A 12,610-nucleotide genomic window follows, 5' to 3' on the forward strand; every position below is an offset into this window, starting at 1 on the left:
TTATTCCATATCGTTATCAAACTGAGTAAGCGGTGCTTTTTCGTCATTACCCATTAATATCGACACCTTTTGCTCAGCTTGTTGAAGTTTGCCTGAAGATGCGCTCGCAAGTGCAATACCGCGCTCAAATTGCTTTAAAGACTGTTCAAGCGATAAATCACCTTGTTCCATTTCACTGACAATTGTTGTTAACTCTTCTAGTGCTTGTTCGAAACTTAAATTTTCAGGTTTTTTAGTCGCCATCTTTATTTTCAACTTACATAATAAATTTAGACGCCAATTTTAGGGGGAATGCTAAACTAGGTCAAAGAATGATATTGTTTTTTGATAGATAAATGCTGTTGATTGGGTTTTATTGCGTTTCAACGTTATTTTTTAAAATTATTAATTTTGATTAATTAGATTGATTACCTATGTTGATCTAAAATATAACTAATCTTAATTTTACCGTTTATCATAAAAATCACTTAAGTATTTCAGTATCTTGCCGATAAACAATTAATAACAACGCTTGCGAAGAAAAAATATAAAACCTTTGGAGGGAATGTGGATTTAGCAACCATTATTGGGATCCTTGGCGCAATTGGCTTAATTGTCATGTCCATGTTTATGAGTAGTAGCGGTGAAGTCGCTATGTTTTACAATACCCCTTCTGTGGTTATTGTATTTGGTGGTTCCCTTTTTATCGTTTTATCTAATTTTACCATGTCGCAATTTCTTGGCATTGGTAAAGTATGTGCAAAAGCGTTCATGTTTAAAATTGAGCCTCCTGAAGCATTAATCGAAAAAGCGGTAGAATTAGCTGACTCTGCTCGAAAAGGCGGGTTTTTAGCCTTAGAAGAAGCCGAAATCCCAAATCCTTTTATGCGCAAAGGCGTTGATATGCTAGTAGATGGACATGATGCTGATGTGGTACGTGCAACATTACAAAAAGATATTTCGTTAACCACCACTCGCCATGAAATGGGGGCAACCTTATTTAAATCATTAGGTGATATTGCACCTGCAATGGGGATGATCGGTACGTTGATAGGCTTAGTGGCTATGCTCTCGAACATGGATGACCCCAAAGCTATCGGACCGGCAATGGCGGTTGCGTTGTTAACCACATTATACGGTGCGTTTTTAGCAAACGTTGTAGCCATTCCTATTCAGGTAAAACTTGAACTGCGTAAAGACGAAGAGGCCATGAATCAGCGCTTAATTTTAGATGCAGTATTAGGTATTCAAGACGGGCAAAATCCTAAAGTAATTGAAGGGATCTTGAAAAATTATCTAGCTGAATCAAAACGCGCAGTCAATACTGAGGAATAATTATGTCAGATGAAGAGTGCAAATGCCCACCTCCAGGACTTCCTGCGTGGATGGGAACGTTTGCCGATTTAATGTCATTATTAATGTGCTTTTTCGTACTTTTACTCGCATTTTCTGAAATGGATGTACTTAAATTTAAACAAATTGCAGGCTCAATGAAGTTTGCTTTTGGTGTACAAAATAAAATAGAAGTAAAAGACATTCCAAAAGGGACATCTGTTATTGCTATGGAGTTTACGCCGGGTAAACCTGAGCCAACTCCTATAGAAACCATTCAGCAACAAACGGTTGAAATGACCCAACAAATGCTTGAGTTTCAGGCGGGAGATGAAAGCTCCGCAGGTGGACGTCAAGAGCAACGTGGTGAAAAGCGAGGTGGTGAATCAAGCAGTACCTCAGAGGAAGTTGCTGCAGCTACGGCAGTGTCTGCTGCTGATCAAGAGCAAATAAATGACTTAGTTAAAAAAATTGCGCAACAGCTTGAAAAGCAAATTATTGATGGGGCTATTGAGCTTGAATCTTTAGGGCAGCAAATCATAATTCGTATTAGAGAAAATGGCTCGTTTCCATCGGGGAGTGCATTTTTACAACCACAATTTAAACCTATCATTCAAGATATTGGCCGATTACTTAAAGATGTACCCGGTGAAATTACGGTGTCTGGTCATACGGATGATTTTCAGGTTTCCAACGAGCTTTACATTAATAACTGGGATTTATCATCTAAACGCGCAGTTGCGGTAGCGAGTGAATTACAAAAAGTTCCAGGTTTTGATAAAACCAGAATGATGGTGGTAGGACGTGCAGAAACTAGGCCCTTAGTGCCGAACGATTCCCGCGAAGATCGAAGACGTAACCGCCGTGTAGAAATATCAATTTTACAAGGCAAGGCAAAAGAGTCAGCGCCAATTGATGTAAAATAGAATGACTTGGCTATGTACCTTTTTTAGCATAGAATGCAACATTCTTAACAAATGTAATGGGGCGAATATGTTAACTAAGTATTGTAGTATGCCTGGTAACGGCGATGGAACTGATGAAGATACAAAAGTTAAGTAAGGTTATTTAGTTTGCCTGAATGGTTTTTGTATTTTGTAAGTATATTAAGCAAAAGCTGGGTTCTTATTTTGAGTCCGGCTATTTTTATATTCTTTATCCTCAAAGATTATTTAGCTCTTAGGTTCGTTGTTATTACTGCCGCTTTTTTCTTATTTGGCACTGTGACCTACTCAAGTTTAATGGCGTTTGATGATGGTATTTATATATACCGTTACCTTGTATGGGCATTAACAGATATTACTTGGATGGCACTTATTGCTTATTGGGGTCTTAAAGATAAAGTGCATTTGTGGCAATGTGTACTTGGGCAGCTTATTGTTATTGGTGCACCCATTCTTCAATTATTTCGCTTAGTTGACCGACACCTTTGGGATTTATCTTATAGCACTGTGATGTATCAAACATTTATGCCTTTAATAAATATTGCCACTGTTGTTGTCTGCTACCTGCCTCTTTTATATCTTTTTGTTAATAAGCGAAATAAAGCTTTAAGTTAGAAACTATAAAAATATCCCCAGTTTTAAACTGATATGCTAAACTACTGTTTATATGAACAGTGTTAGGGTGTGGTTATGAAACTTTATATTGCTGAAAAACCTTCATTAGGACGCGCTATTGCAGATGCGCTTCCAAAACCTCATAAAAAACACGATGGTTATATTGAAGTGGCGAATGGTGATTGTGTGTCTTGGTGCATAGGTCATTTGCTCGAGCAAGCAGAACCCGATGACTATGATGAGCGTTTTAAAAAATGGCAATTTGAGCATTTACCTATTGTGCCTGAACACTGGCAATTAAAAGCTAAAACAAAAACCCGTAAGCAGCTTACCATTTTAAAAAAATTAATTAAGCAGGCTACAACACTCGTGCATGCTGGCGATCCTGATCGTGAGGGTCAGCTACTGGTTGATGAAGTAATCGAGCAAACAAAAATTAGTCAAACCAAAAAGCAAAGTATTCAACGCTTATTGATCAGTGATTTAAACTTAACTGCGGTAAAAAAATCACTCAACGCTATGCGGGCTAACCGTGATTTTATCCCTTTAAGTGTATCTGCTTTAGCGCGGTCTCGTGCTGATTGGTTGTTTGGTATGAATTTAACGCGAGCTTATACGCTAGCTGGGCAAAAAGCGGGCTTTGGTAATGTGTTGTCGGTTGGGCGAGTACAAACACCTATTTTAGGTTTAGTTGTAAATCGTGATAATGAAATCGCAAATTTTGTATCCAAACCATTTTATGAAGTACTTGCTCATCTTGTTACACCTGAGCAGCAATCATTTACTGCTAAGTGGATACCGAGTAAAGCGTGCGAACCATATCAAGATGAAGAGGGCAGAGTACTTAATAAAGCCTTAGCCGAAAATGTGACTTCACGCATTGCTAATCAGCCCGCAAATGTAACAGCGCTTGAGCAAAAGCAAAAAAAACAAACCGCGCCGCTTCCTTATAACTTATCTGCTTTACAAATAGATGCTGCTAAAGCTTTTGGGATGCCAGCACAAAAAGTACTCGATATTTGCCAAGTTTTATATGAACGTCATAAATTAATTACCTACCCACGCTCAGATAACCGTTACTTACCGAGAGAGCATCACCAAGATGCACCTGCTATTTTAAAAGCGATAGCCGTAAATGGTGGGCAGTCAGTAGAGCTGGTAAATGAGGCAAATGCAAAACAACGTAGTAAATGTTTTAATGATGCAAAAGTGGCCGCTCATCACGCCATTGTGCCGACAGCTAAACAGTTAAAAAGTGTGAGTTTAGCCAATGATGAAGCAAAAATTTATCAGTTAATAAGTCGACACTATTTAATTCAGTTTTATCCCGACTACATTTACAACGAAAGCAAAGTAGAGGTAACCATAGCCGGAGGTTTATTTAAAGCAAGTGCAAAGCAAGATGTAAGCTTAGGTTTTAAATTGCTCATGGGTAAGTCGGAACTCAAAGAAGAAGCTACATTGCCTTATTTAGAAAAAGGTATGGCACTTACTTGTACTAAAGGTGAAGTGGTGCAAAAGCATACATCTCCTCCGGCTCATTTTACCGATGCAACCTTACTTGCTGCTATGACGGGAATTAGCCGTTATGTAAAAGACCTGCAAATCAAAAAAATATTAAAAGAAACAGATGGCCTCGGTACAGAAGCAACGCGTGCAGGTATTATTGAGCTGTTATTTAAACGTCGCTTTTTAAAACGTGAGGGAAAAGCAATTAAAGCAACTGAAACAGGTCTGGCATTAATTAGTGTATTACCAGAGGGATTATCAAGCCCCGACTTAACTGCAAAATGGGAGTCGAGTTTAGGTGATATTGCACAGCAAGCAATGAGTTATCAGCAGTTTATACAACCTTTATTAGCCGATTTAACTAATTTTGTAAGTCAAGCGGCGAACTGCAATAGTCAGGCATTTGCACTGTTACCTAAAACGTCACCTAAAAAGCGCTTTGCCAAACGTACAAAAAAAGCGCCGTATAAAAAGTCGAGTTATAAAAAAAGCCCTGCGGTAAATTAATCGCAGGGCTTACATATAGCGTTGAAGGTTACTGATTGAATAGTGCCACAGCGGCGTTACTCATTGCCTTTATTCCTGTAGGCAGTGCTACTTTATAATCAGGCGCAAATTTACTTGAATGTAACGAGGGCAGTGTTTCGTTATTTTTTATTGCCTTGGCGTACTGCTGTTGGTTAACGCCACCTAGCCAAAATAAGGTGATAGGAATATTTTCGTCGGTGCGCCCGTATAATCCAAAGTCTTCACCGGCCATTACCGCTTCTGTTTCGAGCACGTTTGCATCACCTATCGCACTTTTTATAGCGTTTCGAACAAGGTTAGTTTGTACTGGGTTATTGTAAGTTGATGGAATTGATTCATCTTCATGAACTTTCACTACAGGGTAGAGAGATTCCTCGAGGCCTGCACTTTGTGCTATACCTGCAGTAATACGTTTAATTGCCACTATTTGTGCGTTACGTATATCTGGATTGTAGCTGCGTAGCGTAAGTTGCAACTTAACTTCATCAGAAATAACATTGTGTTTAGAGCCACCATGAATGGAACCCACCGTTATCACTGAAGGCTCAAGTGGAGAAAGCTCACGACTAGTAATTGTTTGTAGTGCAAGTATCGTTCGAGCTGCGATGATCACAGGGTCGATAGTTGTATGCGGGTAAGCACCATGGCCACCTTTGCCTTTTATACTAATATCAACAGAATCAACACTGGCCATAGTGTATTCATTTTTCATTGCCACTTTACCCGCAGCAACGCTAGCGCTTACATGCAAAGCAATAATATGATCTGGTTTAGCGTATTTGTTAAATAATCCTTCCTTGAGCATTGCTTTTGCACCACCGCCTACTTCTTCAGCGGGTTGAGCAACCATCATTAAAGTACCTTGCCACTTATTTTTATGCGTAATTAATTGCTCAGCAGTACCAATAAAAGAGCTCATATGAATATCATGACCACAGCCATGCATAACGCCAACTTCACTACCTTGATCATTAATTGTGGTAATAGTTGATGCGTAAGTTTTGCCTGTTTGCTCTGTTATAGGCAGGCCATCAGTATCAGTTCTGATCATGACGGTAGGGCCTTGACCATTTTTGTAAATTCCGACTACACCATAGCCACCTACATTATCGGTTACGTCAAACCCTAATTTCTGAAGTCGTTCAGCGATTTTTTTACCTGTTTGCTTTTCCTTATATGACAATTCAGGTGATTGATGTAGGTCTAAGTAAAGTTTTTCTATTGCCGGCATGCTGGTATCAAGATCCAACTTAAGTGCTTGCGCATTCAATAATGGGCTGACTAATAAACACAATGCACTTACATACGCTAATTTCATATTTCCCTCACTACCTTCTATTGTATTTAAATGATTTAAACAGATGACTTGTAATTATTATCTTCATCACCATATAAAAACCTAAATAGATGAACATGGCAATAATTCAATGAGCAATATAGTTAGTCTTAACGCACAAAACCTTCAGCAAGTATTGGGTGAAACATCACAACAAAAGTTAGTACTACTTAACTTTTTTTCTCCACAAAGCCCAGAGTGTATTAGCCAAGCAGCTATTTTAGATAAGTTAGCTGCTGAATACAGCAACTATATAGTAGTCGCAAACTTAGACTGCGATGCAGAGCAGGCACTTGCCTCTCAACTTGCCCAACAAGTTGGATTGCAAACCTTACCTACTTTAGTGTTATTAAAAGACTCAGCTCCAGTTGATGTATTAGCGGGTGCACAAACAGAAAGCCAAGTTCGTGATGCATTATCTAAACATTTACCAGCTCAACAAGACTTATTATTAGAGCAGGCTAAGCAAGCACTGATTAATAGCGACTTAAATGCCGCGTTTACTTATGCCAAACAAGCGTATGAACTTGATAGTCGAAATGCGAGGATTAAATTAGTACTGGCAGATATATGTATACAAATCCACAAACTCGATGAAGCCGCTGCGTTAATAGAAACAATAGATGTAAAAGAGCAAGATGCATACTTTAATAATATTAAGGCAAAATGTGAGGCCGCATTAGAGGCAACCGATTCACCGCAGATAAAAGAACTTCAAGAAAAAGTCGCTAAACATCCAAATGAACTTGATTTGCAAATGCAGCTAAGTAACCTTTTAAATGAAGCGGGAAGGAAAGAAGAGGCATTAGAAGCACTCTTTACTATCCTTAAAAAGGATCTTAACTATGATGAAGCCAAACCAAACTTCTTAGCAATAATCGCCTCTTTACCTGACGGCGATGCATTAGCCGCTAAATATCGCCGCAAGCTCTATAGTATTTTATATTAACGGCTAATTAGAACCTTTATAAAAGCATCTAACTAAAGATGCTTTTTTGTTTTCTACATTTAAAAAGAGGATAAATGCAGGGTTATCCACAGGGTTTTGTGGGTAACGTGTGTGTCTAGGTGGGGTATCTTTGGGGTAAAAATTAAATGCAAAAAAGCCTTTAAAAACGCTTGCGTTAAAATCGATTCTCCCTATAATGCGACCCCACTGAGACGGGGAACGCCAACGCATAGCGAGGCACGAGCTACTCAGTGAGTCGAGTAAAACTTAGTTTCGAAAACTTTCAAGTTTAACAAAATTAAGTGTTGACAAAAAAATAGGAAAGCGTAATATGCGCAGCCCTAGCGAGATAAAGTTAAGCGCTTTAATCGCAACGTTCTTTAACAATATAAAGCAATCATCTGTGTGGGCACTCGTACAGATTGAGTTCTAACAGCCAAGCTACTTAGGTAGTGAGGCAAACAAATTTAGAGTCTCAATTGAACTGAGTGACCAACAGAATAGTTACTTCGGTAATTATTCAGCACAGTCAATTCAATATCGAAAGATATTAAATAAATTCAGAATTCATTGAGCTGTCGAAAGACATAAAACTTTTTAATTGAAGAGTTTGATCATGGCTCAGATTGAACGCTGGCGGCAGGCCTAACACATGCAAGTCGAGCGGTAACAGAAAGTAGCTTGCTACTTTGCTGACGAGCGGCGGACGGGTGAGTAATGCTTGGGAACATGCCTTGAGGTGGGGGACAACAGTTGGAAACGACTGCTAATACCGCATAATGTCTACGGACCAAAGGGGGCTTCGGCTCTCGCCTTTAGATTGGCCCAAGTGGGATTAGCTAGTTGGTGAGGTAATGGCTCACCAAGGCGACGATCCCTAGCTGGTTTGAGAGGATGATCAGCCACACTGGGACTGAGACACGGCCCAGACTCCTACGGGAGGCAGCAGTGGGGAATATTGCACAATGGGCGCAAGCCTGATGCAGCCATGCCGCGTGTGTGAAGAAGGCCTTCGGGTTGTAAAGCACTTTCAGTCAGGAGGAAAGGTTAGTAGTTAATACCTGCTAGCTGTGACGTTACTGACAGAAGAAGCACCGGCTAACTCCGTGCCAGCAGCCGCGGTAATACGGAGGGTGCGAGCGTTAATCGGAATTACTGGGCGTAAAGCGTACGCAGGCGGTTTGTTAAGCGAGATGTGAAAGCCCCGGGCTCAACCTGGGAACTGCATTTCGAACTGGCAAACTAGAGTGTGATAGAGGGTGGTAGAATTTCAGGTGTAGCGGTGAAATGCGTAGAGATCTGAAGGAATACCGATGGCGAAGGCAGCCACCTGGGTCAACACTGACGCTCATGTACGAAAGCGTGGGGAGCAAACAGGATTAGATACCCTGGTAGTCCACGCCGTAAACGATGTCTACTAGAAGCTCGGAACCTCGGTTCTGTTTTTCAAAGCTAACGCATTAAGTAGACCGCCTGGGGAGTACGGCCGCAAGGTTAAAACTCAAATGAATTGACGGGGGCCCGCACAAGCGGTGGAGCATGTGGTTTAATTCGATGCAACGCGAAGAACCTTACCTACACTTGACATACAGAGAACTTACCAGAGATGGTTTGGTGCCTTCGGGAGCTCTGATACAGGTGCTGCATGGCTGTCGTCAGCTCGTGGTTGTGAGATGTTGGGTTAAGTCCCGCAACGAGCGCAACCCCTATCCTTAGTTGCTAGCAGGTAATGCTGAGAACTCTAAGGAGACTGCCGGTGATAAACCGGAGGAAGGTGGGGACGACGTCAAGTCATCATGGCCCTTACGTGTAGGGCTACACACGTGCTACAATGGCGCATACAGAGTGCTGCGAACTCGCGAGAGTAAGCGAATCACTTAAAGTGCGTCGTAGTCCGGATTGGAGTCTGCAACTCGACTCCATGAAGTCGGAATCGCTAGTAATCGCGTATCAGAATGACGCGGTGAATACGTTCCCGGGCCTTGTACACACCGCCCGTCACACCATGGGAGTGGGTTGCTCCAGAAGTAGATAGTCTAACCCTCGGGAGGACGTTTACCACGGAGTGATTCATGACTGGGGTGAAGTCGTAACAAGGTAGCCCTAGGGGAACCTGGGGCTGGATCACCTCCTTATACGATTTAGAACTTATTTGTTCGTAGTGTCCACACAGATGATTGTTAGTTAGTTTGCTCTTTGAGTTGACTAATTAATATGCTCTTTAAAAATTTGGAAAAGCTGATAATAAAATTCGTATGAATAACACTGTTATTTGTACAGAGTTTTCAAAAGTAAAAAAGAATGATAGCAGTATCATTCAGTGCCAATTTAATCTTCGGATTAATTGGTATCTACTTTAGTATTCAATATTAACTTCTGGCGAAGTTAAACTGTCACAAAACAAAGACCCGTTTGGGTTGTATGGTTAAGTGACTAAGCGTACACGGTGGATGCCTTGGCAGTTGGAGGCGATGAAGGACGTATTAACTTGCGATAAGCCTAGTCAAGCTAGTAAAAAGCACTTGAGACTAGGATTTCCGAATGGGGAAACCCACCTGCTTGCAGGTATCGTTAACTGAATACATAGGTTAACGAGGCGAACGCGGAGAACTGAAACATCTAAGTACCCGTAGGAAAAGAAATCAACCGAGATTCCGATAGTAGCGGCGAGCGAAATCGGAACAGCCCTTAAGCTTATTATGTGTTAATGGAAGGCTCTGGAAAGTGCCACGATACAGGGTGATAGTCCCGTACATGAAAACGCATTTTAAGTGAAATCGAGTAGGTCGGAGCACGTGAAACTTTGACTGAATATAGGTGGACCATCATCTAAGGCTAAATACTCCCAACTGACCGATAGTGAACCAGTACCGTGAGGGAAAGGCGAAAAGAACCCCTGTGAGGGGAGTGAAATAGAACCTGAAACCGTGTACGTACAAGCAGTAGGAGCCCACTTGTTGGGTGACTGCGTACCTTTTGTATAATGGGTCAGCGACTTATATTTTGTAGCGAGGTTAACCGATTAGGGTAGCCGTAGGGAAACCGAGTCTTAACTGGGCGAATAGTTGCAAGGTATAGACCCGAAACCCGGTGATCTAGCCATGGGCAGGTTGAAGGTTGAGTAACATCAACTGGAGGACCGAACCCACTAACGTTGAAAAGTTAGGGGATGACCTGTGGTTAGGAGTGAAAGGCTAATCAAACCGGGAGATAGCTGGTTCTCCCCGAAATCTATTTAGGTAGAGCCTCGGACGAATACTTACGGGGGTAGAGCACTGTTAAGGCTAGGGGGTCATCCCGACTTACCAACCCTTTGCAAACTCCGAATACCGTAAAGTAATATCCGGGAGACACACGGCGGGTGCTAACGTCCGTCGTGAAGAGGGAAACAACCCAGACCGCCAGCTAAGGTCCCAAAGTCATAGTTAAGTGGGAAACGATGTGGAAAGGCCCAGACAGCCAGGAGGTTGGCTTAGAAGCAGCCATCCTTTAAAGAAAGCGTAATAGCTCACTGGTCGAGTCGGTCTGCGCGGAAGATGTAACGGGGCTAAACTATGCACCGAAGCTGCGGATTCAAAATTTATTTTGAGTGGTAGGGGAGCGTTCTGTAAGCGGTTGAAGGTGTACCGGGAGGTATGCTGGACGTATCAGAAGTGCGAATGCTGACATGAGTAACGATAATGCGGGTGAAAAACCCGCACGCCGGAAGACCAAGGGTTCCTATCCCATGTTAATCAGGGTAGGGTAAGTCGACCCCTAAGGCGAGGCCGAAAGGCGTAGTCGATGGGAAACGGATTAATATTTCCGTACTTGGTATAATTGCGATGGGGGGACGGAGCAGGCTAAGCAAGCATGGCGATGGTAGTCCATGTGAAAGTGTGTAGGCTAGTGACTTAGGTAAATCCGGGTTGCTGTTAGGCTGAGACACGAGACGAGTCACCAAGGTGATGAAGTTGCTGATGCCATACTTCCAGGAAAAGCCTCTAAGCTTCAGATTATACCGAATCGTACCCCAAACCGACACAGGTGGTCAGGTAGAGAATACTAAGGCGCTTGAGAGAACTCGGGTGAAGGAACTAGGCAAAATCGTACCGTAACTTCGGGAGAAGGTACGCTCCGATTGGTGATGAGACTTGCTCTTTAAGCTGATTGGAGCCGCAGTGACCAGGTGGCTGGGACTGTTTATTAAAAACACAGCACTGTGCAAAATCGCAAGATGACGTATACGGTGTGACACCTGCCCGGTGCCGGAAGGTTAATTGATGGGGTTATCTTCGGAGAAGCTCTTGATCGAAGCCCCGGTAAACGGCGGCCGTAACTATAACGGTCCTAAGGTAGCGAAATTCCTTGTCGGGTAAGTTCCGACCTGCACGAATGGTGTAACCATGGCCACGCTGTCTCCACCCGAGACTCAGTGAAATTGAAATCGCAGTGAAGATGCTGTGTACCCGCGGCTAGACGGAAAGACCCCGTGAACCTTTACTACAGCTTGGCACTGAACATTGAACCTACATGTGTAGGATAGGTGGGAGACTTAGAAGCAGAGACGCTAGTTTTTGTGGAGTCGTCCTTGAAATACCACCCTTGTAGTTTTGATGTTCTAACGTTGGCCCCTGAATCGGGGTTACGGACAGTGCCTGGTGGGTAGTTTGACTGGGGCGGTCTCCTCCCAAAGAGTAACGGAGGAGCACGAAGGTTGGCTAAGTACGGTCGGACATCGTACGGTTAGTGTAATGGTAGAAGCCAGCTTAACTGCGAGACAGACACGTCGAGCAGGTACGAAAGTAGGTCATAGTGATCCGGTGGTTCTGAATGGAAGGGCCATCGCTCAACGGATAAAAGGTACTCCGGGGATAACAGGCTGATACCGCCCAAGAGTTCATATCGACGGCGGTGTTTGGCACCTCGATGTCGGCTCATCACATCCTGGGGCTGAAGTCGGTCCCAAGGGTATGGCTGTTCGCCATTTAAAGTGGTACGCGAGCTGGGTTTAGAACGTCGTGAGACAGTTCGGTCCCTATCTGCCGTGGGCGTTTGAGAATTGAGAGGGGTTGCTCCTAGTACGAGAGGACCGGAGTGAACGAACCGCTGGTGTTCGGGTTGTCATGCCAATGGCATTGCCCGGTAGCTACGTTCGGAACTGATAAGCGCTGAAAGCATCTAAGCGCGAAGCAGGCCTCGAGATGAGTTCTCACTAGACTTTTAAAGTCTCTGAAGGGCCGTTGAAGACTACAACGTTGATAGGCAAGATGTGGAAGTGGTGTGAGCCATTAAGCTAACTTGTACTAATTACCCGTGAGGCTTAACCATACAACGCCAAACGCGTTTTATGTGATAGTTTAAGCGAAGAAGTTAATAGAACTAAAGTAGATTACTTGATTACTCTTTATTATCAGAAATTCCAAATTTTAGTAAGCT

General features: G+C 42.7%; 7 protein-coding genes and 2 rRNA genes. 7 read left to right on the forward strand and 2 right to left on the reverse strand.

The genetic code is table 11. From position 1 onward, the window contains the following. Positions 1 to 243, reverse strand: coding sequence for an exodeoxyribonuclease VII small subunit (xseB, locus tag PSM_RS03520; protein ID WP_008110204.1), 243 nt, complete (start codon positions 241 to 243; stop codon positions 1 to 3). A gap of 303 nt (positions 244 to 546) precedes the next feature. Between xseB and pomA the strand changes: the two genes are divergently transcribed. The 4 genes from pomA (at position 547) to PSM_RS03540 (ending at position 4,886) form a co-directional block, all read left to right on the forward strand. Next, complete coding sequence (pomA, locus tag PSM_RS03525; protein ID WP_016900636.1) at positions 547 to 1,314, forward strand: flagellar motor protein PomA; 768 nt, start codon at positions 547 to 549, stop codon at positions 1,312 to 1,314. A 2-nt stretch (positions 1,315 to 1,316) separates the two neighbouring features. Then, complete coding sequence (locus PSM_RS03530) at positions 1,317 to 2,237, forward strand: flagellar motor protein MotB (RefSeq protein ID WP_013464237.1); 921 nt, start codon at positions 1,317 to 1,319, stop codon at positions 2,235 to 2,237. Between the two features lie 147 nt (positions 2,238 to 2,384). Beyond that, the gene (locus tag PSM_RS03535) at positions 2,385 to 2,870 is read left to right on the forward strand and encodes a hypothetical protein (protein WP_013464238.1); all 486 of its coding nucleotides are present in this window, start codon (positions 2,385 to 2,387) and stop codon (positions 2,868 to 2,870) included. Between the two features lie 75 nt (positions 2,871 to 2,945). Then, positions 2,946 to 4,886 (forward strand): DNA topoisomerase III, encoded by a 1,941-nt coding sequence (locus PSM_RS03540; RefSeq protein WP_013464239.1) that lies wholly within the window; start codon positions 2,946 to 2,948, stop codon positions 4,884 to 4,886. A 28-nt stretch (positions 4,887 to 4,914) separates the two neighbouring features. Here the strand turns inward: PSM_RS03540 and PSM_RS03545 are convergent, their stop codons facing one another. Then, positions 4,915 to 6,225 carry a M20 metallopeptidase family protein gene (locus PSM_RS03545; protein ID WP_013464240.1) on the reverse strand — a complete coding sequence of 437 codons (1,311 nt, stop codon included), beginning with the start codon at positions 6,223 to 6,225 and terminating at the stop codon, positions 4,915 to 4,917. A gap of 109 nt (positions 6,226 to 6,334) precedes the next feature. Between PSM_RS03545 and PSM_RS03550 the strand changes: the two genes are divergently transcribed. The 3 genes from PSM_RS03550 to PSM_RS03565 all read left to right on the forward strand — a co-directional run bounded on the left by PSM_RS03550 (position 6,335) and on the right by PSM_RS03565 (position 12,502). Continuing rightward, a complete protein-coding gene (locus PSM_RS03550) occupies positions 6,335 to 7,192 on the forward strand; it encodes a tetratricopeptide repeat protein (protein WP_013464241.1) in 858 nt (285 codons plus the stop codon). Between the two features lie 598 nt (positions 7,193 to 7,790). Then, a 16S ribosomal RNA gene (locus tag PSM_RS03560) occupies positions 7,791 to 9,327 on the forward strand. Positions 9,328 to 9,615: 288 nt separating this feature from the next. Next, positions 9,616 to 12,502 (forward strand): 23S ribosomal RNA (locus PSM_RS03565). Together the 16S and 23S rRNA genes form the textbook arrangement of a ribosomal RNA operon. Positions 12,503 to 12,610 lie beyond the last annotated feature (108 nt).

Origin of the sequence: Pseudoalteromonas sp. SM9913 (genome assembly GCF_000184065.1) — a bacterium.
Lineage (GTDB): Bacteria > Pseudomonadota > Gammaproteobacteria > Enterobacterales > Alteromonadaceae > Pseudoalteromonas > Pseudoalteromonas tetraodonis.

Excerpts from the sequence above, each read along its gene's own strand:
- xseB (WP_008110204.1), bottom strand. The coding sequence starts at position 243 with ATGGCGACTAAAAAACCTGAAAATTTAAGTTTCGAACAAGCACTAGAA.
- PSM_RS03530 (WP_013464237.1), top strand. The coding sequence starts at position 1,317 with ATGTCAGATGAAGAGTGCAAATGCCCACCTCCAGGACTTCCTGCGTGG.
- PSM_RS03540 (WP_013464239.1), top strand. The coding sequence starts at position 2,946 with ATGAAACTTTATATTGCTGAAAAACCTTCATTAGGACGCGCTATTGCA.
- PSM_RS03545 (WP_013464240.1), bottom strand. The coding sequence starts at position 6,225 with ATGAAATTAGCGTATGTAAGTGCATTGTGTTTATTAGTCAGCCCATTA.
- PSM_RS03550 (WP_013464241.1), top strand. The coding sequence starts at position 6,335 with ATGAGCAATATAGTTAGTCTTAACGCACAAAACCTTCAGCAAGTATTG.